The following is a 25,513-nucleotide window of genomic DNA, read 5'->3' as shown; positions in this document are numbered from 1 at the left end:
CTGAATTACTTGTAAAGATTTGGTGCTTTTTTTCATAAAAATAAAGTAACGGAACGTTGAAATTACTGTTTTATAAGGGTTTTTCATGGTAGCGAGGATCGCTCCAGCGTGAATCCAGCATAAGTTTTTATGGTAGTCTATCAAAAAACCGATAAATAATTTTGAGCGTCAACACGTCAAAAATAGTTAAAACGCTTATTTTAATAAGCTGTTAATTCTACTTATATATGTATAAATTACAGCTTTTGATGTATCAACTAATCTGATTTTTATCTAAGTAATAGTAAGGCGGGATGTCATGGTAAAGCAGGCTACTCTTCAATCAAATAAACTACCAACGATTGAAGATGCTAAATTTGCGCTTGACAACTTGAATATACAAAACGAAATTAAAGCTTCAGCTAGGCGGGGAGAGGTCGAACCAGCTCTTGATACTGCCAGACTTACTGTACCTACTTGTATTTGTTTAGACCTAGAAGACTTGAAGTGTTTTGAAGCAGTAGAGCGCCAATATGAACGTTGGGGAGTCATTTTTCACAATTGTCTAGCAATACAGCCATCAAATCCAGCATTTCCAACCTATTCAGGGCTAATAGTCTTAATGGGAGCGCCCAAAAGCGGATTTTTAGAAGCTACTTTCTTGCATCCCGTGAACTCGGTTAGCGCCTTTGTCACTAGTTCGCAACGGCTAGTGCTTTCCGCTTACGATCGCGATCGGCAACTACTCGCTCAAACTGCACTACCAGGCTCTAATCTTGCCAATTCCGATTCGGCAATTTCCCCCAATACCTTATTATCTATAAATGTGAATAACATTCACAGCGTTACCTTTTGTACTTTTGATGGGCAATTCACCCTTGATAACTTTCGTTTTTGTCTTTAATTAAGACTTACGTACAAAATGCCCTTGCTCTGAGCGATTGAAAATGGTATGTTAATTGGCGCTGTGCTGTATTAGTCTACTATCTGTCTATAAAATCGGGCATTTTGTGATTTGAGCCTTCATTCTTTCTTCATCCATAGTAAAACTTATACAATAGGTAATTTCATAATCAAGTAGGTAAACACTGTGGCACAGGCTTCGTCTTCTTGGCAGCAATTGATCAACCAAATCCCCAACTGGAACTGGTCGCTTCCAAAATTCAAGACAAAGGGAGCCATAAAGCAGCAAACATTTAAACGTTTCTCTGGCCCTGGGGGCTTTCTTGGGTTCCTGACAATTATCATTGCCATGTTGTTGTGGAACTGGAAACTGCTACTGGCTCTTTTTATCGGCATTGGAGTAATGGTATTGGTTTACTCAATGCAAGAGTGGGACTGGCAATTGCGCTGGTCTAAAATACGTAAGTTCTTAAATAGTTCAAATCGTCGGTTAGTTTTAGCAGTTATCAGTGGCGGTATTGCTACTGTCAGCACTTACATGGCAGCGGCAATATGGGTCGACTCTCACAGTCACTGGATTGCTGCTGGTGCGATCGCGCAAGCTGTGGGAACCCTGTTAACTTTAATTTTATTGGTATGGCAAATTGTCAACTTCTATGAAAATCGAGAAGAAGACCACCTCGATCGCTTGTTGATGAATTTAACAGAAAAAGATCCATTGAAGCGGTTGATTGCTCTAGGTCAACTAAGTAAATTCATCAGCCGTAAGCGAGTTGACTCTTCAGTGCAGCAAGATATTGTCCAATGCTTGCAACTCCTACTCAGTCGAGAGGAAGAAGTTGTAGTGCGAGAGGCAGCTTTTAAGAGTTTACAAGCCTGCGATCGCCTACAAGTACTACCCCTCAAAACACCAGTACCTTTCGTACCCGTATCATCAAAAGTCAAACATCACGTTTATTAGTTATTTGTCATTTGTCATTTGTCATTTGTCATTTGTCCTTGGTTAAACGACTAGTCCTAATTAATGCCCAATGCCCAATGCCCAATGCCCAATGCCCAATGCCCCATGCCCAACACTTATTTTCGAGACAACGTTCCATTGCGAACTTGCACTATCGGATGATTGCAGCGCCGTACCAATTGTTCATCGTGGGTGGTAACAATCACCGTAGCCCCAAAGGAATTTAACTTCTGGAGAATCTGGATTACTTGCCAGGAATTATCTGGATCGAGATTTCCAGTCGGCTCATCGGCCAACAGTAGGGGTGGTGTACCAACGATCGCACGGGCAATACTCACCCGTTGCTGTTCTCCTCCAGACAGTTGATCTGGAAAACAGTCAGCTTTACTCAGCAAACCTACTAGCTTTAAGGTTGGTTCTAAACGTCGTTGAATTTCTTTACGGGTATACCCTTGAGCTTGCAGCACAAAAGTGACATTTTCTGCTACTGTTCGTTGGGTAATCAATTTGTAGTCTTGAAACACAATACCAATTCGTCGCCGCAATAATGACAAGCGATCGCCCCGCAAATCCGCTACATTACATTCATCAACAATTACTTCTCCCTGTGTAGGCAACTCCTGGCCATACAGCAGTTTCAAGAGCGTTGATTTTCCAGAACCACTTGGCCCCGTGATAAACAGAAATTCTCCCTTTTTGACCTCAAGGTTTGCATTCAATAAGGCGTGAGTGCCGTTAGCATAAGTCTTGGTTACAGATTGCAATTGTACCTTTGTAGTAGTATTGCTACCGTGCTGTTGAGTTTCACTGTCCTCTCCATGAACAGAAAAGTCTTTCTTAACTTGAGTTGTTAATACTGGCATTGTTAAACTTTCCTCATACCCACAACCAAACAATTTGCTGCTTAGATGTGACATTCTCCCCAAAATAAGGATTCCCAGGTTTTGCCTGGGAATTTAAATTTCAACAAAGAAAATTTAAAATTTTTTCAAGACTTTAATACTAACTAAGTAAGAACACTCAGCACTCAGCACTGTTAACTAATTGCACCCTTGGCTGTCAAACGATAAACACACGCTTTCACCGCAAACGCTGGCAAAGCCAACATCCGCCGCCAGCGCCAAGGTTCTTGATAAAGGCGATACAACCATTCCAAATTATTATTTCCTAACCAAGCGGGAGCGCGAGTTTTAGTTCCCGACCAAATATCAAAACTGCCACCAACGCCAATCCAAATTGCTTGGGGACACAAATGGCGGTTTTCGGCAATCCATAACTCTTGACGCGGCACTCCCAAACCAACAAAAATCACTTGTGGCTGCAATTGAGCCAGAGTTTGTCGCAATTGTGCTTCTTCTTCTGGAGAATGGTAGCCTGAGTGAGTGCCGACTATATTCAAACCTGGAATTTGCTGCTGCCAAAAATCTGCCGCATTTGCTGCTACTCCAGGCGCTCCTCCATAGAAAAATATTTTTGTCCCTGTCTTTTGTTGCCCAAGTGCTTGCAAAAGTTTTTCTGCTAATTCAATCCCTGGAAAACGCTGCACTTTTTGCCATAACAGCCATCGTAAATACAGAACAACCCCAGCTCCATCTGGAATCACCAGTTCAGCATTTTTAATCACCTGAGCTAATAATTGATTTCGCTCTGCCTGCATAGTCATTTCTGCATTGAGCGTTACGACATGAGTTCCTCTGCCTGTGTGCAGGCATTCTAACAACCAGCCTGGATAGTCAGCCATCACATGAACTGGTATTCCCAACACTGAAAATGCTTGATTGCCGTTAGACATAGCCTATTCTTAAGTAATACTCACACCAGATTTTGCATGAATGTTAAGTTTATCAAATTTTTTTATATTAGAACTTAGGCAAAAGAGATTCCCCTTTGCCCTGCAACGAGAGTAAGCATAATTAAACTAAATAGACATAATAGTGAACAAGAATGTATATACGCAGCCCTGCTACGTAATATATAAGGGTTTTAGATAACACATAATTAATTTCACTCCTTTGTCTATTAATCTTGGGCGCTTGTACTTGGGCTGAACCAGTCCAACTTTTATTGTTAAAGTGTAATATTCACTCAGTATAAAACGCTCAACTCGCAACTCTGGTTCCGGGAATAGAAGCTCCCACTATACTGCTTGCAGCTAGTGTGGGAGTATGTCACGAAACTCGACTTTATGGTTATAGTGTAACGGGCTGAAGTTGGCTATGAGTAAAATTCGTATCGCTCTGATTGAAGACCATGACCTAACTCGTGTGGGTATTCGTACAGCACTACAGCAAAAGGATGAAATTGAAGTTGTAGGTGAAGCTGCTAATGCTGCTGAGGGTCTAAAAATGTTAAAAATGCTACAACCAGATATTGCCATTGTCGATATTGGTTTACCAGATAAGGATGGCATTGAGTTAACACGGGAGGTAAAATCTACTACTAATGGCCAGCAGCTACTTACAAAAGTGTTAATTTTGACGTTGCGGGATAACAAAGAAGCGGTGTTGGCAGCTTTTGCCGCTGGTGCAGACTCTTACTGTATGAAAGATATCAAATTTGATAATTTGCTGGAAGCAGTACGAGTAACTTACAATGGCAACGCCTGGATCGATCCAGCGATCGCTCGGATTGTATTACAACAAGCGCAACAAAATCCTCAAAAGTTGGAATCGGCTTTGGTCGATTCCAAGACTATTGCTCCTAACCCTGATTCTTTTGAGAATCTGGAAGAAATTCAACCTTACACCCTGACAGAAAGGGAATTGGAAGTGTTACAGTTGATTGTCGAAGGTTGTAGTAATGCAGTAATTGCGGAAAGACTTTACATCACAGTTGGCACTGTTAAAACTCACGTTCGCAATATTTTGAATAAGCTATGTGCCGATGACCGTACCCAAGCAGCAGTCCGCGCCTTGCGTTCTGGGTTAGTTGGATAAATTTAATTTTGGTGTGGATCGATTGAGAATAATCAAGGGAAACTTACAACGCCTGAAAAGTTATATTTTCAAAGTGAATGGCTTCTCTAATTTTCTCTTATTTATTAGGTGGGATAAACATCATGTTATCTCGCCATTCAAATATATAAAAACAAAAGTCAAATATGGCTGAGATTGGTACGGACAAACTTAAGCTCATGGTGGTAGATGATGAGCCAGATAACCTAGATTTACTCTACCGCACTTTTAGGCGAGATTTTCAAGTATATAAAGCCAATCATGCCTTTGGTGCTTTGGAAACCTTGGATCAATTTGGCGAAATGGCGGTAATTATTTCTGACCAAAGAATGCCAGAAATGAATGGGACTGAATTTTTTAGTCGCACCGTAGAGCGCTTTCCAGACACGATTCGGATTTTGTTAACTGGTTTTACTGATGTCGAAGATTTGGTAGATGCGATTAACTCCGGTCAGGTATTCAAGTACATTACCAAACCCTGGAATCCAGAACGGCTGAGAAGTTTAGTTGAGCAAGCTACTGATACATATCGCCTAGTTAAGAAGCGCACCCAAGAATTACGTCGATCCCTACGGCGAGAATCTTTGTTTAATGCGGTAACAACAGCGATTCGGGAATCTTTAGACTACGATAGTATGCTGCAAAAAATTGTCGCAACTATTGGAGAAACATTTGAAGCTACCAGTTGCTTGCTCAAACCAGTGGAGGGCGATCGCCTTACACAAGACGAGTTTTTCTACCGCGATCCGAAATCTGATGTATTAGATTCCTTTTTCGACTCCAGTGTTTTAATCGAAAAAGTGCTGGAAACCCGTCATTATCAACTCGCTCAAGATATATATAACGGTAATCCTGGTCATCACCTAGTTGTGCCACTTAGCTACCATCAGCATCTGTTGGCTGTGCTAACCCTCCACCAATGGGGACGCGATCGCCCTTGGGAAGACGAAGACATCCAACTAATTGCAGGTGTTGCCGAACAAGCAGCCTTAGCCCTCTCCCAGGCAAAACTCTACCAACGCCTCCAAGAAAAGCAACAGCAGATTCACACTGAGTTAGAGGTGGCTCGCCAAATTCAATACAACCTGCTACGCCAAAGCTTACCTGACATTAAAGGTGTGAAGGTACAAGCTTGCTGCTATCCGGCGCGTGAAGTAGGAGGCGATTTTTTTGAAGTTTTTGTCCATCCTAAAGGCGACTTGTGGTTGGCAGTGGGTGACGTTTCTGGCAAGGGCGTCCCAGCAGCTTTATTTATGGCTAGTATTATTTCAGTTTTACGCCGAGAATTATCTCAAGAGACACCAGCAGAGCCGAATGTGGTTATGCAGAACCTCAACCACGCTCTCAGTGAAGATTTAATTAGCAACAATTATTTTGTCACTCTTGTGTTAGCTTGTTATACCCCAAGCACAAAAGAACTGGTCTACACCAATGCCGGTCATATTTACCCAATATTATGGTCACGCCAAGGTGCTTTAGCCGAAAATCCCAATTACCTGAAAGTTCGCAGCGTTCCTTTGGGGATTTTGCCTAAGTGGCAGGCACAGTCTGGTCGCTTGGTTCTCGCTGCTGGAGACACATTGTTACTAGCCAGCGATGGAATTACAGAAGCAATGGTATCAAATAATCCTGATTCAACAGTAAAAACTGAGGTTGGGGTTGAGTCATTAAACCGTTCGATGCTGAATCAAGATGGTCTTTGGCAACTCTTACAACAAGAGGAACAACCACTTTCTCTTAACCATTTACTAGCTCGCATCCAGGCAGATAATCACGTTCAAGAAGACGATCAAACTATACTTTCACTGGAGATTTTATAAGTCATGAAAAGTGAGCTTCATGTACCAAGCGATTTGAATTTTCTCAATATTGTTGAAAACTGGTTGTTGGGATGTTTGAAAATTCAGCTAGGGGAATCTGTGGATTGGTCGCGGCAATCAAGTCGTTTGAGACTGGCTTTAGTAGAAGCCTATTCTAATGCAGTCCGTCATGCCCACAAGGATCAACCAAATTTACCCATATTACTGCGTTTAGAAGTGAAAAACCGGGATTTTGCCTTAGAAATTTGGGACTACGGCGAAGGCTTTGACATGTCTAACTACTACGCTCCAAACCCGCTGGAAAAGCAAGAAGGTGGTTATGGTTGGCTGATTATGAATCGTCTCATGGATAAAGTAGATTACAAGTTGCAGGTTAATGGTGCCAACTGTCTGAAGTTAGAAGCTACTTTACCTGAATTAGTCCGATAGACAAAAGTTATACCAATTCAAAATTCAAGATGACGCTCACGGACTCGCTTGCCGCCGACGCTAACAAAATTCATGCATTAAGAAAGCCAGACATAACAAAGGTATGTCCGTATATATCTATTGCATTCTTTTTTTAAATTGGTATTACTATTTTTCAAGTCATGCATTTATGAGGAAGAATTCAAAATTCAAAACTCAGGAGTTAGGAGAAAGCCATGAATACTGTGTGAGTAGGTGATAAATATTGGTTTCAAATTTTGCTCTTTTTAGTTATTCGCTATTTACTTTTCACGACGTAAAGTAAGTAACTCTTTCGGGGAAGCTAAAAGTTTGATTCTAGTATAAGAAATTTGCCGTTGTTGGTTGAGGATAAATAGCCACAAGACATTGACACTACACCAGGAAGTTTGGGCTTTGCCTGTTACCTGGACTTGGATATCTCCATTTTCTAAAGTCTCGGCTATTCCTGTGTTCGGATAAGCTTTGATGTTTTGACCTTCTTGTTTTAAGTAGGCTGCGATCGCATCTGTCCCGACAATATCAGATTCAAATGGCGGACGCATCACACCATCTATCGCAAATAAGGCAGCAGTTGCCTCAAATTCTCCTGCATTTAAGGTTTCAAAATAACGCAGTACACTTGGTTCTGTAATTCCTTCAATCTGGAATTCTTCTTTAAACTGCGCTGGCGATATAAATTCAGCAGAGGTCATAAAATTACCTGTATTATGGTATCTGAATATTAATTTCAATACAAAAATAAGTAAAAAAAAAGCTGCTATTGAAATAGATTGCTACATATTAATAAATCTTCCTAACGATGGAAGTTTTGAACTACTATGCAGTTTAAGACAGGCTACATATGAGCATTTAATAAATCTTAATTAAAGGTAATAGCTACATCATATATAATTAAAACGCCTTTATTTGGGCAAAATCCAGATAAAAAAAATGAATCAGTATTCTGTAACGAGCAGCAGTCTGGTGAAAGAAAAAGCCAGCGAGTTGGGCTTTCACAAAGTTGGAATTACTGCTGTAGATCGGGTAAATGCCACAGAAGCGCAGAGGTTGCAAGCATGGATTGAACTAGGTTATCACGCTGATATGAAATGGATGGCTAATCCAAAGCGTCAGGATATCCGCTTAGTGATGCCAGAGGTGCGATCGCTAGTGTGTGTAGCGCTGAATTACTACACACCACATCAACGTGCTGAAAGTAAGGAATACGCCAAAATTTCCCGTTATGGTTGGGGAAGGGATTATCACAAGGTGATGCATAGAAAACTCAAGCAGCTATCTATATGGCTAAAATCACTCGATCCAGGCGTATTGGCTCTTTATTATGCAGATACTGGCCCGGTGCAAGATAAAGTGTTGGCTCAACTTGCCGGAATTGGTTGGATTGCCAAGAATGGTAATGTGATTACACGGGAATATGGCTCTTGGGTATTTTTGGGAGAAGTGTTGACCAATTTAGAATTAGAGAGCGATCGCCCACACACAGAACACTGCGGTAGCTGTACTCGTTGTCTTCAGGCTTGTCCCACAGGTGCAATTACTCAACCTTTTGTTGTCGATGCTAATCGCTGCATTGCTTATCATACCATTGAAAATCGTGACAAGGAATTGCCAGAGGCGATCGCACCTCATTTGCAAGGTTGGGTTGCTGGTTGCGATATTTGCCAAGATGTTTGTCCTTGGAATCAACGTTTTTCCCAAACAACTGATATTGAAGAGTTTCAGCCAAATCCAGTGAATATTGCTCCCCACCTGCTAGAATTAGCCCAAATCTCAGATCGGGAGTGGGATAAACGATTTCCAGCATCTGCCTTGCGGCGGATTAAGCCAGAAATGTTACGACGCAACGCCCTAGCTAATCTTGACGCATCCAAGCAGAAGAATGACCCAGAAAGTAATTATTTTTGATTTTGATGGCACAATTGCTGATACAGTAGATGCCCTTGTAAGTATTGCTAATCGTTTAGCTATAGACTTTGGTTATAAACAAATAAGCCCAGAACAATTAGCCTTTCTCAAAGGCTTAACATCTAGGGAAATCATTAAGTACTCAGGAGTTTCTCTATTTAAGATCCCTTTTCTAGTTAAACAAGTTAAAGGGGAATTAAAAAATAAAATACCAGAATTAAAGCCAATTCTGGGTATTAAGGAAGCATTAACAGAACTCCAAAATCAAGGATATAAACTGGGTATTATCACTTCTAATTCTAAAGAAAATGTTACGCAATTCCTCACAATCAATGATTTAAATCACCTATTTGATTTTATCTACTCAGGAATTACAATTTTTGGCAAGACAACTATTATAAATAATGTTTTGAGGCAAAAGCAACTCAAACCTCAAGAGGTTATTTATGTTGGAGATGAAACCAGAGATATAGAAGCATCAAAAAAAGCAAATATCCAAGTGATTGCAGTCACTTGGGGCTTTAATTCACCGGAAGTACTAGCCAAGCAAAATCCAGATTATTTAATTCAGCAACCTAGCGAACTACTAGAAGTGATGAACAGTCGTTAAATAGTCAAAAATCGATAGTGATAATTTTAAAAATTGACAATTGAGCAAAAAAGTAGAGTGGGCAATGTCTCCCAATGGCGATAGTTTCAATTCTTTTATTTTGTGACATTGCCCATCTTACAAAATAGCAAGATATCACGAAAAACTAATTTTTCCGTTCACCCTTTTCCAAAGCTTGTTCTACTAAATCATCACTAACATTAGTTACACCCTCAGCCGGAGAATTGCCAACTTCCTTTGCTGACTCTAGAAAATCATCAGGATTACCAGTTGACTGCGTTTGAGTTTTTGTTTGTTGTGGCTGAGAGGTTTTCTGGTTAGGTGCAGTGGCTGCTTCGGCTGCTGCTGCACCTTTACCTGTGCGGTCAACTTCACTCACGCTGAATTTTTGTGCAGCTGCATAATCAGCATCAAAATCCACCGTTGGCGCTTCTTCTTCACCACTAGCTATGCTATCAGCAGCTAATTGGGCATCCTGGGTGGAAGCTTCATTTAAATTTGGCTTCACTTCTTCATCAGGCATAATTAAAACCTTAGGTAAATTTTTTATTGCTGGGAAAATTATAGCAAAGTAATGTGCTGCTTCATCGCTTCTTGGGGGAGACTTTTACCTCTATTAAAAGGTAGATTAAATCGACAATTTTTAATTAATTTAACTCTTTCTATTGGTAGTAGAATCTGATGCTTAAATTTTGGTAACCCTTAGTTTGGCCTGTAAAATTTCTTTGGAAACAAATTTATGACTGCAAGTTACGATAAAAATATTTCTCAAGCCCAGAGCAATGAAACTCAAAACTTGGTAGATGCGTTTAACGCCTTAGACACCGATGCTAAACTAGCCTGGTTCTATTTAGTTTATAAAAAAATGGGAGACTCTGTGACTCCAGCCGCTCCTGCTGCTGCTGAACCAGAACTATCACCAATTTTATCAGAAGACTATTTTAAGTTGTCAGATGAGGAGCAACTGGCAATTATGCGGGATATAGTCAACCGTAAGGACACAGAGTATTCCCGTGCTTATGGGGCAATAAAAGAGAACAATCAACTGTTAGTTTGGTATGCTTGGGCGGTAGCTATGGGAGATAAAGTGGTTGATTTGCCAAGCACCTACCAGCCAACTAAAGAAATTAATGATTTGCTTTCGCAAATTGAAAAATTAGAATTTGAAGAGCAAATTTCAGTGTTTCGGACAATATCTGGTGAATTGGGTTACACCGATGTTAAGCCGATCGCAACGCAAGCAGAAACTGGAAAAACGTCAAGTTTGTAATCAGCTTTGGCGATTAGAAATCGCGGTTACACAAACTAAAGTCCGCACAGGCGGACTTTAAGAACCTACGAGACAGCTAACTGACTCAAGTCGGCTGGAGTAAGGTTAGAGTGTACTACTTGACCATCACGGAACCAAACGATGCGATGAGTTTGACGGGCAACTTCTGGTTCATGAGTTACCATGACAACTGTAATTCCACTGGCATTGAGTTCGCCAAAAATATCTAAAACTTCTTGGGTTGTGCGCGAATCAAGTGCGCCTGTGGGTTCATCGGCGAGGAGTACTACGGGACGATTGACGATCGCCCGGGCGATCGCTACTCTTTGTTGTTGTCCACCAGATAGTTGAGTTGGTTTGTTGTTGAGGCGATTTGCTAAACCAACTCGCGTCAAGGCTTCTGTTGCGCGATCGCTTCTTTCTTTCGGATTCACACTAGCATAGACCATTGGCAACATCACATTTTCTAATGCTGTGAGTTGGGGTAATAAATGGAATTGCTGGAAGACAAACCCCAGCTTTTTATTACGGATGTGTGCCAAGGATTTATCATCCATTTGCGCCACATCAATATTATCTAAGTAATAATGTCCACCTGTGGGTCTGTCTAGACAACCGATAATATTCATAGCTGTGGATTTACCTGAACCAGATGGCCCCATAATTGAACAATATTCGCCTTCGTTGATAGTTAAATTAACATCGTTAAGTGCTTTGACTTCAGTTTCGCCACTGCCATATATTTTAAAGATATTCTCCAAACGAATAATTGTTGATTTCGGGACGGGATTAGGAACTAGAGAATCGGTAATTGAAATAGTGTTTGCCATAAGGATTTAGTTATTAGGTGGTAGAGACGCAATTCTAGCGATCGCTCAATTAGACTATAAGAAGCAGAAAAATTCTTCCTAGCTCTTGCTGTGATAACTCTGTAAGGTGATGTATTAGAGCAAATAAAAGCTAACTATTATCTAGCATACTGAAGGGGGTGGTTGTAGTGTTGTCATGTTTTAACGTAGCAGATTACTTTATCTGGTTAGCAAATGAAACAGGCTCTTTTATCAGTAATCTAAAGCTGCAAAAGCTTGTGTACTACGCTCAGGCTTGGCATCTTGCACTCAATGACACTCCTCTATTCCCAGAGGATTTTCAAGCCTGGATACATGGCCCTGTGATACCTGCGTTGTACCAGAAGTATAGGCTTTTTGGATGGCAACCAATTTTAGAAGATGTTAACCCAGAATTACCCCAAGAGGTTCAAGAGTTTCTAGATGAGGTTGCACACGAATACTTTGCTTGTGATGGTTATGAACTAGAGCAGATGACTCATGCCGAGACACCCTGGAATTTGGCTAGAGGAAATCTACCACTTGATGAAGCTTCCAACGAAGTTATTCAGAAACAGTGGATGAAGGAGTATTACGGATCTCGTGTCGAAGAAAAGGATTAAGAAGACTGAGATTGCCAAAGACGGCACATCAGGTATTAGAGCAACAAAGCTGAAGCCAACTCAAGGCATCAGCTTTTCGTTTAAATATTATCAGGACAGTAACAGCAAATTTTCTTGTAGCCAAAAAGAAATAATCTACTGGCTGACCTTGCTTGATCGGTTAAAAGCTCTATCTAGCCTAACGGCTCAAGAGTTGTTAGTAAATCGTAGCAGTACGCTCAGGTGTCATCCCATCAAGTGGGAAGATACCAGCGAGAGGGCATTTGGTTTGCCAAATGAAGAACAATTAGTTGACATACCATATCAGTTTTCCATCTCCTCAAATGAACATGGTAGGGTTCATGGGTTCTTTATTGACGAGATTTTCTACATTGTTTGGCTAGATCCAGATCATCTGCTGTACCCTGCAAAATACTAAGGAATCATCGCCACCTTAATTACTTTACGCGCCTTCATATCAGAAAACACCTGTTCTAAATCTTTTAATGGTCGTTGTTCGCTAATAAGTAACTCAAAGGGAATTTTACGACTAGCTATGAGTGCAAGAGCCGATCGCACATACTCTGGTGTATTATGAAACACGCCTTTGAGGGTAAGTTCGCTATAGTGTAGCTGTTCTGTACTGACGGTAATGCTGGTATCCCGTGGACATCCACCGAATAAGTTGACTGTTGCACCAGGACGGGCACAAGCGATCGCAGTTTCCCAAACACTTGGGACACCAGTAGCTTCAATTACTACATCTGCGCCCCATCCTTGGGTCAGTTCTTTCACTACACTGGGAATATCCGGGATTTGATGATAATTAAAGGTCTGGGTTGCACCCAATTTCTGACCAATTTCTAGTCTGTGGTTATTACCTCCCCACAGCAAAACCTCAGTTGTCTCACTCAACGCCGCCACAAACATCAGCCCGATTGCCCCATCTCCCAAGACGACTACTTTATCTTTGGGCTTAATATTAGAACGCGCTACACCATGCAATACACAAGCCAAAGGTTCCGTCATGGCTGCCAATTCCCACGGCAACTCATCGGGAATCTGCAACAAATTATGTTCTACTATCGGTGCAGGAATTTTCAAGTATTGGGCAAAAGTCCCATTATTCCAGGTCAAATTTGGACATAAAGAATATTCTTGACGTTGACAAAAAAAGCAATTCGTGCATGGAGCAGAATTATTAGCGACGATGCGATCGCCTACTTGCCAATTTGTCACTCCTGCACCCATAGCAACAATTCGCCCAGCCGCTTCGTGACCAAACAGGGTTGGCGGTATCAGCATCCTGGCATGACCACCACGCCGCCAGACTTTCAAATCTGTACCGCAAGTTGTTGCAGCCCCCACTTGGATTACAACCTCTCCAGCCGCCGGAGTAGGGTCAGAAACTTCCTCTAGGCGTAAATCTTCTTGACCATAAAGTAACGCTGCTAACAAAATTTTAAACCTATTAATTAGCTCCATCCGATTTTACCAGTTGGCGCTTATTGATAGGTTTAAACGAAATCAGTATTGATTTTTAGTAGGTTTTATATATTGATTGAAAAACTAGGTATTCACCGCTGGCTGGGGAACCACACCGGTGTTCCGGGTTTCCACATTAGGCAGGCGAGTAGCAGTTAACAGCGGTACTTCTTGTCGGCATGACAGGCAAAACCAATATAGTTCACCATGACGGGCATGACGCAGGAGGGAACCACCGCAGCATGGGCAAGTGTTGGCTCTCGTACTCATACCAATGTCCTCCTTAAAAAATTGTTGTTTTAAACTAAGTCAAAAAAGCAGTTGATTAAAACTGAATGTTAGCTGCATGAATGCGGCCATTCGATTCTATGCGGTCTTTTATAATTTGTCTGTAAACAGCTTCATATCCGTTAACCATTTGGCTAACGCTAAAGTTGTTTTCTACATGTTTTCGACAGGTTTGACGATTGAGTTCCAATGCTAGTGGAATCACTGCTGCCATTTCTGCGTAGCTATTGCAGATAAAACCTGTTTTACCGTGGGCAATAACTTCAGGTACGGAGCCGAAATTCATGGCAATTACTGGCGTACCAACTGCCATTGATTCAATCATTACTAAGCCAAAAGGTTCTTGCCAGCTGATGGGGAAAAGAGTTATCGCAGCATTACCCAGAAGTTCAGTTTTTTGGGCGTGGTTAATTTCACCGAGATATTCGATTTGCTCACCATCTATGTGAGGGACAATCTCTTGTTCAAAAAACTCCGAGTTTTCTGCATCCACCTTTCCTGCCATCTTCAAGCGCCAACCACTTTGTTTAGCAATGGCGATCGCATGGTGCGGGCCTTTATCTGGCGAAAAACGGCCTAAAAATGCTAAATATGGAGGTTCTAAGGGTTGAGCTACAAATGGGTAATCTGCTAGCTCAATTCCGTTATAAACCGTGCCAACATAATTAAGATCGATTTGACGCTGCGAATTACTAATGCTGATGTATGGTTGCTTTTGGTAGTAGCTAAATGCGTGACGGTTGTCAGTTGTAAAATTATTGTGCAGGGTGTGGACTGTAGCAGTTGCTGTTATCAAACTCGCTAAAGGTAACGCCGAAATCCCTACATGAGAATGGATGATATCGAATTGCTCGGCACGCTGGTAAACTTGGCTTAGTTCTAGCATTTCGTACACTGCATACTCTTTCACATTTGGGTCTAAGCGTAATGCACGTGGATAAACTGCTTCTAAATGAGCCAAAGTTTGAGAATCACCAGAGGCAAATAAAGTTACCTCATGACCGCGACGAACAAGTTCATCAGTCAAGCGACTCACTACCAATTCTATTCCTCCATAATTAGGAGGTGGAACCCTTTCCCATAAGGGGGCAACCTGAGCGATTTTCATAAGTTTTTCTGGTTCAGTCTATGAAATTGTCCTCAATAATGATCTAGGTCATTATTTTATGAGTAAAGAGCATTTGTACTTACTCTTTTGACATTTAAATTTACTTAACAGCCTATCAAAAGCCCAATAACGGTTAACCGTACCGCAAATTTTCTGCCAACAAATCTAACTGACTATCGGCAAAAGTCAAGTCTGAGCTACACTTCTAACCGTATAGCTAATCTATTATTTGTTGCATCTGTCTTGGGGATCATAAAGAGGTAGAATGTTTTGTAACAGAACTTACAAAATTGAATATTTAGTAGCTGACAATACTAAAATATTCAATGGGATCAAGCCATTAAAGCTTCATTTAAAGGTAATTGGAAAAGATAACAGTAAATATAAATATTAAGTAATTGTACAATAATTACATAATTTGTAATTAGTAATTTACAAAAATTCTGATAATTAACTAATGAAAATCGCTACTTGGAACGTCAACTCAATTCGCACTCGCCTTGAACAGGTTATCGATTGGTTAACCCTAAATCCCGTTGATGTTCTCTGCTTGCAAGAAACCAAAGTTGTGGATGCTGAATTTCCGCGATCGCCTTTTGAGCAGTTAGGGTATAACCTTTATATGTCAGGACAAAAATCTTATAATGGTGTAGCCCTGATTAGCCGCCAGCCACTCGTAAATGTCAGTAGCGGGTTTAGGGCGATTTTGCCAGATTTACACCACGAATGGGACGAGCAAAAGCGCGTGATTACTGGTGTAATTGATGGTGTGCGGATTGTGAACTTATATGTTCCTAATGGCGCGGCGGTAGGAACGGAGAAATACGAATACAAACTACGCTGGTTAACAGCGCTACATGAGTATTTGCGATTGCTCGTGCTGTCAGAATCTGCAATTTGTGTGTGCGGCGACTTCAATATCGCCTTGGAAGATAAGGATATTCACGAGCAAGTGAGTACAGAAAATCACATTATGGCAACAGAAACAGAGCGCCAAGCCTTACGGGATATTCTGAAACTTGGATTTGCCGATGCTTTTCGCAAATTCACCACAGAAGGTGGAAATTATAGTTGGTGGGATTATCGCTCCGCCGCTTTTCGTCGCAACTTAGGTTGGCGGATTGACCATCACTATCTCACGCCCATCCTCTATGAGCGTGCTACAAGTTGCATTATTGATGTCGCACCGAGAAAGTTAACTCAACCCAGCGACCATGTGCCGGTAATTGTGGAATTTTGAATTGGGCATTGGGACAAAAAAGAGTGGAGTTTTGATGCTCATTAACGAGTATCAAATATGACTTACGCAATATTTCTCTGAAACTCTTATTTCTTCTCTGCGAGACTCTGTGCGTTGGCGGAAGCCTCTCGCAGAGAAGGCGGTTCGTTTTTTCATAATTTTGCGTAAGTCCTATCAAAGACTTATTTACAAGTATCAAAGGTTGCTGTAGGGCGTGTGGAGTTAGTTGATTGGAATGATAGCGGTATCTTAACGAGTTATAAAAATTAACGATAACTCTATATCGTGCTGTTTATTCATTAGTTTTTTTCAGTAATTGACTTAAACCGCCTAGTAAACGTTCGGCATTATGCTGCAACTCAGATGAGTGGGGTGAATTAGGATTATTCAATGCCCATGCTAATTTACTCTCTATAAAAGGTGTAGGATTTGTTTGAGAAATAATGTTTCTTTTTTCTTCATCAGATAATCCATGATAATCCCAGAACAATAACCTCTCTAAAGAAACTAAAGTTTGATAGGACTCATTTGCATTAAATTCAGAAGAGTAATTTTGAATAATGTCTAGTAGTAGTATAAGCCCGGTCTTTGATGAAGCTTTACCAATTGTAAATAATAAACTACTCTTTAATTTATTTGAATAAATAATCTCTCTTTGTAGGAATTCTACAATTTCTGCCTCTTCGTTATCCGCTAAATTTATATTTATTAACTCATGTTTTATTAAACCATGATATCTACTCATTCTTTTTTCTAGTGGTAACTGCCAAGAATTAATTTCTAAGATGAATGATATGTCAGTAATTGCATTACTACGTACACGTTCGTCGTCAGACTTTATCTTTACAAAAAGTTCGTTAATTAAATGATTCATAGCTTAAAATTGGTTAATTTAAACTAATCAATTTTAAACTTTAAGGGGGGCTTGGCGGGATCTAAATTTCAGGCTTTAATACGTAAGTCCTATCATTCATAAATCTTAATTTAAACCACATCTGTCCTGAAACTTGTAGTTCTTCCCACTCCCTACTCCCCATCAATTTAACGGCTTGTATATATCCTTAGAACTAGGATTGAGATAAGGACGCTGCAAATCTATTAGATGCCGCGCAAAATGTTGGTCAATAACCCTCATCCGTTCCTCCATCGCATTTTTACCTTTTTGCCAAGCTTCCAACAAAGCATTTGCAACGATTTGGCAACGGTTCATCCCAAAACTTTCTTGTGCCGCAAATTTTTGGGTTGGTTCTTCGGCTAAACCTAATCCTGGAGCTAAAAATTTGGTAAACAAAGGAATTTCGGGCTGGAAATGGAATTGATTTTCGATATAAACAGTCTGAAGGATTGTGCGGATTGCTGGATAGTCAGGGAGTTCAAAGTAAAGTAGCCCCGAATCATAGCGTCCGTATGCAGAAGGGTTGTGGAGAACCTGAAAACTAAAGGGAATCGAGGCTGTATTTAGTTGCAGCGTCAAGCTTTCCATGAGAGCGATCGCACCAAATGCCGTAAAGTTAAAGTAGATTCGCCCTGCTCCTAAATCGGCGTCTGGGTTGCTTTGCCGTTCCTGTCCAACATTGCTAACTGCTAAGTAATAGCCATTTTGCAGTCGATTTTTGGGCATCCAGATTGCTACCATATCACCCACTTTGGTAGATTTCTTACTGGATTCTAGATGACAATCTGGCTCAACATAAAGTGTTAAACCGCCTTTAGTCACAGCCATAGTCCCATCAGGTTCTTTCCGCAACACCTGCCATCGAGGGTCAAAGTAACCTATGCCGTGATTACTGGCGTGCAGTTGCTCGTAAAAGTCCCAGTCAATTTCCAAAATAGAATTATCTGCTAAATTATGCTTTTGCGGTTGATTAGTATTATCAGTATTGACTGCCAAAGTACTTTGCAGGGAGCCATTGTAATAGATTCCATAGAGAAAATTTCGCAGCAGGAGAGTGAGATACTTCTGTTGTAAATCTACGGAATTTTGCTGAAATCTATCGGCTATTTTAGTCGGCAGAGCGAAGGGTTGATAATTGGGATGGTAAATACAAAAATTAGACTCAATCTGGATATTCTGAGCAATATCAAATAGAGAATTTAACGATTGATTGATAGAGGAATTTAGCATTAATCCATTCAGAAATCAAACTTTAATAAAATAGAATTCAGGAGTCAGAATTCAGAATTCAGAATTGTGTGTTCTGATTCAAATTTTTCTACTCCCTACTACTAACAACCACGTAGCCGAGTTTTCTCGTAATAAATCCGAAGTAACTGCTGCTCTTTCACAGGCTGAGGAAATTTATGAATCTTTGCCACAGGATTCAGGATTTCTGACTCTGAGATTCCAAAGATGGTCAGTAGAGCTTGCTCTGGCATTACAAGTAAACTTTTAGCTACTTGCAGCATACAGAGTTCAACATTATTAAAATGTTTACGGCAGGTAATCATCTCCTGAATTTGATGAATTAATGCCAGCCCCGCAAACTGGATAACCCGCGAAATAAAGTCACTGCGGTATTCCAAAATCATTGGGAAAGCATTTATATAAGCCCTAATTAAGGCAATAATTGAAGGTTGTAAAATCTCTAACGGTGTTAACGCCAAATGTAGAGATTCTTCTAACTCAATGGTGGGGTCTACTACCAGACTCTTAAGCCAAATTCCTAAATAGCTTGCCAGTAAAGTTCCTAAATCAAAGGCTGGGTCTCCCCAAGAACAAGCTTCCCAGTCAATTAGTCGTATAAGACAATTGTCTAATTGCTCCCATCTGGAATGAACCAAAATGTTGTTCAATTTCAGGTCGTTATGAGTTAAACAACAAGGATTCCAGCTATATGCCAAATCTGCGATCGCAGATGACAAACTCTCGTACTGTTGATAAAGAACATAGAATTTTAGTGCATCCGTGGGAACGGTCGCAAAAATCTCCGGTCCAATCGACCCTACCCCTTGCGCTGGATTGTAAAACCCGTAGCGAAACTCTCCTTGGGGAGCAGTTGCCATAAAATCCTGATATTCTCGGCGATTGTAGGTGGCGCGATGCAGTCCCGCCAAAGTTATGCCGATGGCAGAAGCAATTTCTTGTGGAAAAATCTCATTGTTGTGGTATAATTCTGCAAGCTCTAGATATTCATTCAAGTAGCTACGGACAAGAATTGAATTTTCTTCGTCAAAATGCACTACCAATGGCGCAATTGCTGAAGTATTACCTAGAACTGGAAACTGTTGTAACAACTGGTGAAACAGCCACTCCTGAAACAATTCATGAGGCGCGCCGTCATTGTTGTTAACGTTACGTTCTTGTTTAATCAGCAGTTGGTGATTATCTGCTAAAGTCACTAGTAAATTGAAATTGTTCTGACTACTTCCTGGCAACTCAGATTTGTCTGATGGGCCATCTTCTGAGCTACACAGACCCGCGTCTTGCAGATACTGGATAACGTTATGAGAAGACAGTGATAATACCATGTATTATTTCCTACTTCATTAAATTACTTAAACTTATCGTGTCAAATTTGCTTGGTCTTAAGAGTTTTAGTAGATAGGAACTAATGCAAAAAGAGAGATGTGAATAAGAATAAAGATTTCTACAATCTACTAATATCTCATATTTTGGAGAAAAACTTGCCAAATTGGCACCAAGTCCTTTGCGATTCCTTTAAAATTGGCTGCCAGATACCGTGACATCTTTACACTTTATCAGCATAGTTACTTAGATACATCTAGAGTAAGTTTTGTGGTAGAGCCTTTTTTTGTAGCAAAGAAGCATCCCCAGCAAAAAACTGATTGGTAGCAGATGTTGTTTGATGTTTAGTAGTCATCTAGACAGCAGCGAAGAATTTCAGTAATCCTTCGCGGTACGAAGCACGTGATTCAATAGTATTACTTTTATTTATCATCACAAAGCCAAAAAAACCGGAGTTTTTTAGCAATTAGTAATTATTTTTTGATTTAATTTTCAGAATTGATGTCTGGAAAGCTTATTTTCACGTTATTTTCGTCACCTACAAATTGTAGATGACTATGGGCGATCGCAAACAAAGCCTACATGAGCGTATCTTATGTAAGTGTACTTTTGTCAAGCTTGAAACACGGCATTTTTCAAGTATGATTTGTGATTACCAGTTGGCGGATAACTTTTAAAACTTTAACCTGAGAATGCACAAGCCTACTTTGAATGGAACGCGTTGTTAAAACCGGATTGGGTTGGCGTATTGGCTGGAACCCCGATACACCTGAGTTTAAAGGTTTAGTTGGTACAGATGATTGGGCGATTGAATTAACCGAAGCCGAGTTAAATGATTTTTGTCGTCTACTAGCACAGCTAGCAGACACCATGAAGCAACTCGCAACTGAATTGATGGAAGAGGAAAAAATTACTTGTGAAGCCGAAAGCGATTTATTATGGATGGAAGTGGAAGGCTATCCTGATGATTACAGTCTGCGCTTCATCTTGAATACAGGGCGATGTGTAGAAGGTAAATGGAATGCTTCTGCTGTTCCAGATTTACTGCAAGCTAGTGGGATGCTTAAGGTTTTTTAAAATTGCCTCTTGATAATCCTACAGTTTTGTTATATGATAGGAATTCTGACCGGGGCGTAGCGCAGCTTGGTAGCGCGCCACTTTGGGGTAGTGGAGGTCGTGGGTTCGAATCCCGCCGCTCCGATTGATGATAAGCCATACCTGCTAGTCTTTTTCAAAGATTAGCAGGTTTTTTCATAGCTTTTTCCTGAAAAAACCTAACCGAACAGTAAATAGGGATGTTATACCAATTTGAAAAATGATTGCGACAGATGGAAAACTGAAACACTTATCCAATGGATGTTTCACTATCCAAAATCTAAAATCCAAAATGGTATTACCCGCACAATCAAATTTTGTCAATGATAAGTAATTAGGCGGACTTAATATAAAATCTCTAGCAGATTAGTAGGTAGATTGGCATGAGTGAAACTACAGAAACGATTTTCAGCAAAATCATTCGTCGGGAAATTCCCGCTGATATTGTTTATGAGGATGATTTAGCCCTAGCATTCAAAGACATCCATCCCCAAGCACCCGTTCACATCCTCATCATTCCCAAAAAACCCATTGCGACACTAGCTGAGGCTGAATCTGAGGATCATGCTGTGTTGGGGCATCTTTTGTTAACTGCTAAACGTGTTGCAGAAGAAGCTGGATTAAAAAATGGTTATCGAGTTGTCATCAATGCTGGTGATGACGGCGGTCAAACAGTCGATCACTTACATTTGCATATCTTGGGAGGACGGCAGTTAAATTGGCCTCCTGGTTGATTAGAGGCAGGGGTAGGGTAAAAGGTACAAACTGAGTCAAATTGTGGGCAAAAGCACCCCTTTGCCCCTGCTTTCTAGTATCAAGGATCGTAGTACTGAATTCTGGCAGCGCGTTTTCACTTGACTGTGCGGTAGTGTAAAAACAGATCGCTTCCAACCTGACGAGTTTCTATAAGTTCTAGATGAGGAGCAGCATAGGGAAGAAAACCCTCTCCTTCCACTGGGCTAGGGGCGTGCTTTCCCCCAAAAATGAGCGGCCAAATGGTCAGCCACCAATCGTCAATTCGCCCTGCCTGAACTAGAGCAGCTGTTAAAGAGCCACCTCCCAAAGCAACGACTTTGCGAATACCCCGCTCTGCCATCAAGGTGTAGGCCCGATCCCAGTCTAGGTCTGTATCTCCCAAATCAATTAATTCAGCCAGTTTTTGCAAAGTTGTTGTATCAGAACTGCGCTCTAAAGCAGTCCGTGTGGTAAATATCCATCGCTCAATGTCCTGACTCAAAAAAGGCAAGTCCGGCGATAAGTTAAGGGAACCTGAAACAACACAAGTAATCGGCTGAGGAGACTGGCCGCGAACCTCACGTGCTGCCAACAGTTCGCGATCGCTAATTGTAAAGGTTCCCCCCTCAGCCCGAATTGTCCCTGCTCCTACTAGCACTAAATCGGCAAGGGAGACTTGATACTCCAAGTGTGCTTGATCGACTACATTGGGTTCACGAGGCGCTTTCGGATCTACGGCACTAATTTTTCCATCGGCCGTCATCGCAAGAACCACAGTTGTTTGGATGGTTGACATGATTATGTTGTAACGATTCTTTATAATTTTACCTTTTTGAATCCTCTCCATACTTGAGAGTGAATAGTTGTTGCATTGTGCTTTAAATCACTTTGTTAAGTATGGCTCAAGGTGGTAAAAAACTGTTGTTGAATGATTCTCTCTACACAAGAGTTTTTTTACGCCTTAGAAACTATCATGCCTAACCACATATCTGCAATCGTCGTATTTGTCTTAATTTTAATTTTGGGGTTTGCATCTCCAGTTCAAGCTGCAACTCCCCGTTCGACTTGGGTAGTGAATGAAATTTACCAATATAATCATCCCTTTGCTTCTCAATTGCCTCAAGAACTGGCAACGAAAATGCAAAAGATGACAGCTAAAGATAGCTTTTTCACTTTTTATCGGGGGACGGCTCACATTTTTTATCGTGATATGCAGACTTTACCAAGTTCACGATTTGTAAACTCTTCAACCTCAGCCATCTGGTTAGAAGGAGATATGCATCTGCAAAATCTTGGAGCGATAAGAGATAGCAAAGACAACAACGTTTTTGACACCACCGACTTTGATGAAGGCTATCTTGGCCCTTACGTTTGGGACTTGCGACGGATGGCAATCTCTATTTTGTTGGTAGCTAAAAACAATGGTCTTAACTCAACTGATGCTGAGGATGTTGTGCGAAATTTCTTGGATGCTTACCTCAATAAGATGAACGACTTTAAGGGAAGCAATGATGAACTGTCATACCGTTTAGAATCCAGCAATACGAACGGTGTGGTCAAAGATTTGATTCAAAAGGCATCAGATAAGAGGCGTTCTAAGCTTTTAAAAAAGTATACAGTGCTAAATAACAGTAATAATCGCGTCTTCAAGACAGCCTCAAAACTCCAGTCTGTATCCAGCAGCACCTATTCTGATATTGCTGGGGCTATGAGCAGCTATATCGCCTCAATTCCTATCAGTAAGCGCTACAACGACAGTTACTATACTCTCAAGGACATTCGGCTTAAATTAGGTTCAGGTGTTGGTAGTCTTGGGAAGTACCGATATTACTTGCTGATTGAGGGGCCAAGTTCAGCAACCGACGACGATCGCATTTTGGAGATGAAACAGGAAGGCAGTAGCGCAGTGGCGATCGCAGCTCCAGGTCTGCTGCCGAGTTCAGTCTACGGAAATCAAGAAGGGGCAAGGGTGACAATCACTACGACAGCGATGTTATCCAATCTCGATCCCTTGGTTGGTTATACTACTGTCAGTAGCATTCCCTTTTTGGTGCGTGAAAAATCACCCTACCAAGTGGACTTTGACTATAAGTTGTTAACCAGTAAGTCAAAATTCATGGATGCGATGGGGTACGCAGGGAAGGTGGTTGCCAAAAACCATGCAATCTCCGATCGAGACTATGATGCTGCGATTATTCCTGTCAGCGTTGACAAAGAAGTAACTGATATTGTGAGTGGTAATAAAGCTGTATTCAAAGACGAAATTTTTAACTTTGCTGTGGACTATGCAACTCAAGTCGAATATGACTACAGGAGTTTTATAGATGCTTATAAACAAGGGGTAAAACTCTACTAGAACATCAAATAATTGCTCTAATCAATTCACCTGATATGTACATCAGACCTGCCTTAAAAATAGGGACTGGGGACTGGGGACTGGGGACTGGGGAAGAGATATTTTTATTGTTCCTTGTGAGTTCCGCTCATGGAGTCTCTTGCAAAAGTCATTTTTGCAAGAGGCGGGAAAAGGGACTCATGTTTTTTATTGTTCCTTTCCCCTTTTCCCCTTACCCTTTTCCCGACAAATGCCAACAAGTCTATTACTTTAAGTTGTCACCAATCTACAGAGCATGGGAACGAGGAAAGCTTACAGCCAAGCGCGATCGTATTGAACAGGCCAAAGTTTATCGTGTCCCAGTTGTTTGGCTGCCAGATGTGGCCAGTAAGGATTGCGGAGTAGTTCGCGTCCTAACAGGACTATATCAGCGACTTCTGTACGAATAATCTCGTCAGCTTGTTCAGGGGATGTAATTAAGCCCACGGCTCCTGTATGAATATTAGCTTCGCGGCGGATGCGTTCGGCAAACTGAGTCTGATAACCAGGTTTAATTGGGATATGAACGCCCGGTATAGTACCGCCTGATGAAGTATCGATGAGATCGACTCCTAAAGACTTGAGTTTGTCACTTAAAGCAATACTTTGCTCAATGTCCCAGCCATCATTATCTACCCAATCAGTGGCGGAGATGCGTACCCAGAGTGGATGTGTTTGAGGCCAAACCTCTCGGACTGCTTGAACTACCTCTCTGAGCAGACGAGTCCGGTTTTCAAAGCTGCCACCATAATCATCTTGACGGTGGTTAGAAAGAGGTGAAAGAAATTGGTGCAGTAGATAACCGTGGGCAGCATGGATTTCCACTACCTTGAAACCAGCTTGGAGAGAACGTTTGGTTGCTTGAACAAAGGCGTCAATAATTTCTTGAATTCCCTCAAGACTGAGAGCTTCTGGAACTGGGCTATCTTGGCTAAAAGCGATCGCACTACTCGAAACTAAGGGACGCCAACCTTCCTGAGATTCATCTAATGCTTTCCCTCCCTTACTCGGTTTGGCAGTGCTGGCCTTTCTACCCGCATGAGCAAGTTGAATACCTGAAACAGCACCAAAGTTATGAATTAATGCCACAGTCTTGGCTAAAGTTTCGATATGTGAATCCGACCAAATTCCCAAATCTTGCGGGCTAATGCGTCCACGCGGCTCTACAGCTGCCGCCTCTGTGAACACTATACCTGCACCGCCAACTGCGCGAGAAGCTAAATGGATAACGTGCCAATCATTAGCATATCCATTTGTACTGGAATATTGACACATCGGTGAAACGGCGATGCGGTTGCGAAAAACAACTTCACGAATCTTGAATGGTTCAAATAGATGTGCCATTAATCTTGATTCCTTCTCTTGCTACGTAAAATAAATTGGGAAGGGATTTGCAGCATGAATTCGATTTTGCATTAATTAAATAGAGAAGTCAAAATTC

At 41.2% G+C, this 25,513-nt stretch carries 27 protein-coding genes and 1 tRNA gene; 15 read left to right on the top strand and 13 right to left on the bottom strand.

Annotated features, from left to right (window positions below):
* Positions 1-298: 298 nt before the first annotated feature.
* On the top strand, positions 299-883 hold the full coding sequence (locus RMX89_RS13950) for a hypothetical protein (protein ID WP_322689342.1): 585 nt from the start codon (positions 299-301) through the stop codon (positions 881-883).
* A 186-nt stretch (positions 884-1,069) separates the two neighbouring features.
* Entirely contained in the window at positions 1,070-1,843 is a 774-nt protein-coding gene (locus RMX89_RS13945) for an armadillo-type fold-containing protein (RefSeq protein ID WP_322674842.1), read from the top strand.
* A 116-nt stretch (positions 1,844-1,959) separates the two neighbouring features.
* Here RMX89_RS13945 and ftsE read toward each other — a convergent pair whose 3' ends face one another.
* Positions 1,960-2,706, bottom strand: a complete 747-nt coding sequence (gene ftsE / locus RMX89_RS13940) for a cell division ATP-binding protein FtsE (protein ID WP_322689341.1) — start codon at positions 2,704-2,706, stop codon at positions 1,960-1,962.
* Positions 2,707-2,879: 173 nt separating this feature from the next.
* On the bottom strand, positions 2,880-3,635 hold the full coding sequence (locus tag RMX89_RS13935; RefSeq protein ID WP_322689340.1) for a WecB/TagA/CpsF family glycosyltransferase: 756 nt from the start codon (positions 3,633-3,635) through the stop codon (positions 2,880-2,882).
* 424 nt (positions 3,636-4,059) lie between these two features.
* Between RMX89_RS13935 and RMX89_RS13930 the strand changes: the two genes are divergently transcribed.
* From RMX89_RS13930 to RMX89_RS13920, 3 genes are all read left to right on the top strand, one after another.
* The gene (locus RMX89_RS13930) at positions 4,060-4,779 is read left to right on the top strand and encodes a response regulator transcription factor (RefSeq protein WP_322674845.1); all 720 of its coding nucleotides are present in this window, start codon (positions 4,060-4,062) and stop codon (positions 4,777-4,779) included.
* 164 nt (positions 4,780-4,943) lie between these two features.
* Positions 4,944-6,617 carry a SpoIIE family protein phosphatase gene (locus tag RMX89_RS13925; protein WP_322683687.1) on the top strand — a complete coding sequence of 558 codons (1,674 nt, stop codon included), beginning with the start codon at positions 4,944-4,946 and terminating at the stop codon, positions 6,615-6,617.
* 3 nt (positions 6,618-6,620) lie between these two features.
* On the top strand, positions 6,621-7,046 hold the full coding sequence (locus RMX89_RS13920) for an anti-sigma regulatory factor (protein ID WP_322689339.1): 426 nt from the start codon (positions 6,621-6,623) through the stop codon (positions 7,044-7,046).
* Positions 7,047-7,327: 281 nt separating this feature from the next.
* Here the strand turns inward: RMX89_RS13920 and RMX89_RS13915 are convergent, their stop codons facing one another.
* Entirely contained in the window at positions 7,328-7,759 is a 432-nt protein-coding gene (locus RMX89_RS13915; protein WP_322674848.1) for a ketosteroid isomerase family protein, read from the bottom strand.
* Between the two features lie 238 nt (positions 7,760-7,997).
* Here RMX89_RS13915 and queG point away from each other — a divergent pair, with 238 nt between their 5' ends.
* Both queG and RMX89_RS13905 read left to right on the top strand, forming a co-directional pair.
* On the top strand, positions 7,998-8,972 hold the full coding sequence (gene queG, locus RMX89_RS13910; RefSeq protein ID WP_322689338.1) for a tRNA epoxyqueuosine(34) reductase QueG: 975 nt from the start codon (positions 7,998-8,000) through the stop codon (positions 8,970-8,972).
* Positions 8,947-9,582 carry an HAD-IA family hydrolase gene (locus RMX89_RS13905; protein ID WP_322674850.1) on the top strand — a complete coding sequence of 212 codons (636 nt, stop codon included), beginning with the start codon at positions 8,947-8,949 and terminating at the stop codon, positions 9,580-9,582. Before queG ends, RMX89_RS13905 begins: the two co-directional genes overlap by 26 nt.
* 145 nt (positions 9,583-9,727) lie before the next feature.
* Here the strand turns inward: RMX89_RS13905 and RMX89_RS13900 are convergent, their stop codons facing one another.
* Positions 9,728-10,105, bottom strand: a complete 378-nt coding sequence (locus tag RMX89_RS13900; RefSeq protein ID WP_322674851.1) for a hypothetical protein — start codon at positions 10,103-10,105, stop codon at positions 9,728-9,730.
* 216 nt (positions 10,106-10,321) lie between these two features.
* On the opposite strand from RMX89_RS13900, the gene RMX89_RS13895 reads away from it, so the two are divergent.
* Positions 10,322-10,852 carry an orange carotenoid protein N-terminal domain-containing protein gene (locus RMX89_RS13895; protein WP_322674852.1) on the top strand — a complete coding sequence of 177 codons (531 nt, stop codon included), beginning with the start codon at positions 10,322-10,324 and terminating at the stop codon, positions 10,850-10,852.
* Between the two features lie 65 nt (positions 10,853-10,917).
* On the opposite strand, the gene RMX89_RS13890 is transcribed toward RMX89_RS13895, so the two are convergent.
* Positions 10,918-11,682: an ABC transporter ATP-binding protein gene (locus RMX89_RS13890; RefSeq protein ID WP_322689337.1), complete on the bottom strand. Its 765-nt coding sequence runs from the start codon at positions 11,680-11,682 to the stop codon at positions 10,918-10,920.
* Positions 11,683-11,849: 167 nt separating this feature from the next.
* Here RMX89_RS13890 and RMX89_RS13885 point away from each other — a divergent pair, with 167 nt between their 5' ends.
* Both RMX89_RS13885 and RMX89_RS13880 read left to right on the top strand, forming a co-directional pair.
* On the top strand, positions 11,850-12,302 hold the full coding sequence (locus RMX89_RS13885; RefSeq protein WP_322674854.1) for a Panacea domain-containing protein: 453 nt from the start codon (positions 11,850-11,852) through the stop codon (positions 12,300-12,302).
* Positions 12,283-12,720, top strand: coding sequence for a hypothetical protein (locus tag RMX89_RS13880; RefSeq protein ID WP_322689336.1), 438 nt, complete (start codon positions 12,283-12,285; stop codon positions 12,718-12,720). Before RMX89_RS13885 ends, RMX89_RS13880 begins: the two co-directional genes overlap by 20 nt.
* On the opposite strand, the gene RMX89_RS13875 is transcribed toward RMX89_RS13880, so the two are convergent.
* The 3 genes from RMX89_RS13875 to RMX89_RS13865 form a co-directional block, all read right to left on the bottom strand.
* Positions 12,717-13,739 carry a zinc-dependent alcohol dehydrogenase gene (locus RMX89_RS13875; protein ID WP_322689353.1) on the bottom strand — a complete coding sequence of 341 codons (1,023 nt, stop codon included), beginning with the start codon at positions 13,737-13,739 and terminating at the stop codon, positions 12,717-12,719. The two genes, RMX89_RS13880 and RMX89_RS13875, sit on opposite strands and share 4 nt — an antisense overlap.
* Positions 13,740-13,850: 111 nt before the next feature.
* The gene (locus RMX89_RS13870) at positions 13,851-14,036 is read right to left on the bottom strand and encodes a hypothetical protein (protein ID WP_104909358.1); all 186 of its coding nucleotides are present in this window, start codon (positions 14,034-14,036) and stop codon (positions 13,851-13,853) included.
* A gap of 55 nt (positions 14,037-14,091) precedes the next feature.
* A complete protein-coding gene (locus tag RMX89_RS13865) occupies positions 14,092-15,162 on the bottom strand; it encodes a glycosyltransferase family 4 protein (RefSeq protein WP_322689335.1) in 1,071 nt (356 codons plus the stop codon).
* Between the two features lie 457 nt (positions 15,163-15,619).
* Here RMX89_RS13865 and xth point away from each other — a divergent pair, with 457 nt between their 5' ends.
* Positions 15,620-16,402 carry an exodeoxyribonuclease III gene (xth, locus tag RMX89_RS13860; RefSeq protein WP_322689334.1) on the top strand — a complete coding sequence of 261 codons (783 nt, stop codon included), beginning with the start codon at positions 15,620-15,622 and terminating at the stop codon, positions 16,400-16,402.
* A gap of 292 nt (positions 16,403-16,694) precedes the next feature.
* Here xth and RMX89_RS13855 read toward each other — a convergent pair whose 3' ends face one another.
* From RMX89_RS13855 to RMX89_RS13845, 3 genes are all read right to left on the bottom strand, one after another.
* Positions 16,695-17,276: a hypothetical protein gene (locus RMX89_RS13855; protein ID WP_322689333.1), complete on the bottom strand. Its 582-nt coding sequence runs from the start codon at positions 17,274-17,276 to the stop codon at positions 16,695-16,697.
* 162 nt (positions 17,277-17,438) lie between these two features.
* A complete protein-coding gene (locus RMX89_RS13850; protein ID WP_322689332.1) occupies positions 17,439-18,527 on the bottom strand; it encodes a T3SS effector HopA1 family protein in 1,089 nt (362 codons plus the stop codon).
* Positions 18,528-18,628: 101 nt separating this feature from the next.
* Complete coding sequence (locus tag RMX89_RS13845; RefSeq protein WP_322689331.1) at positions 18,629-19,870, bottom strand: aminoglycoside phosphotransferase family protein; 1,242 nt, start codon at positions 19,868-19,870, stop codon at positions 18,629-18,631.
* A gap of 709 nt (positions 19,871-20,579) precedes the next feature.
* On the opposite strand from RMX89_RS13845, the gene RMX89_RS13840 reads away from it, so the two are divergent.
* The 3 genes from RMX89_RS13840 to RMX89_RS13830 all read left to right on the top strand — a co-directional run bounded on the left by RMX89_RS13840 (position 20,580) and on the right by RMX89_RS13830 (position 21,697).
* Positions 20,580-20,945 carry a DUF1818 family protein gene (locus RMX89_RS13840; RefSeq protein WP_322674860.1) on the top strand — a complete coding sequence of 122 codons (366 nt, stop codon included), beginning with the start codon at positions 20,580-20,582 and terminating at the stop codon, positions 20,943-20,945.
* A gap of 50 nt (positions 20,946-20,995) precedes the next feature.
* Positions 20,996-21,069, top strand: a tRNA-Pro gene (locus RMX89_RS13835).
* Between the two features lie 277 nt (positions 21,070-21,346).
* The gene (locus RMX89_RS13830; protein WP_322674861.1) at positions 21,347-21,697 is read left to right on the top strand and encodes a histidine triad nucleotide-binding protein; all 351 of its coding nucleotides are present in this window, start codon (positions 21,347-21,349) and stop codon (positions 21,695-21,697) included.
* Between the two features lie 116 nt (positions 21,698-21,813).
* Here the strand turns inward: RMX89_RS13830 and RMX89_RS13825 are convergent, their stop codons facing one another.
* Positions 21,814-22,494 carry a RibD family protein gene (locus tag RMX89_RS13825; RefSeq protein WP_322689330.1) on the bottom strand — a complete coding sequence of 227 codons (681 nt, stop codon included), beginning with the start codon at positions 22,492-22,494 and terminating at the stop codon, positions 21,814-21,816.
* Between the two features lie 132 nt (positions 22,495-22,626).
* On the opposite strand from RMX89_RS13825, the gene RMX89_RS13820 reads away from it, so the two are divergent.
* The gene (locus RMX89_RS13820) at positions 22,627-24,054 is read left to right on the top strand and encodes a DUF2252 domain-containing protein (protein WP_322689329.1); all 1,428 of its coding nucleotides are present in this window, start codon (positions 22,627-22,629) and stop codon (positions 24,052-24,054) included.
* 291 nt (positions 24,055-24,345) lie between these two features.
* Here the strand turns inward: RMX89_RS13820 and RMX89_RS13815 are convergent, their stop codons facing one another.
* A complete protein-coding gene (locus tag RMX89_RS13815; protein WP_322689328.1) occupies positions 24,346-25,416 on the bottom strand; it encodes an NADH:flavin oxidoreductase/NADH oxidase in 1,071 nt (356 codons plus the stop codon).
* Positions 25,417-25,513 lie beyond the last annotated feature (97 nt).

Source organism: Nostoc sp. DedSLP04, assembly GCF_034530775.1.
Classification (GTDB): Bacteria; Cyanobacteriota; Cyanobacteriia; order Cyanobacteriales; family Nostocaceae; genus Nostoc.
The sequence above is the reverse complement of the archived record's forward strand: the minus strand, read 5'-3'. Positions and strand labels throughout refer to the sequence as shown.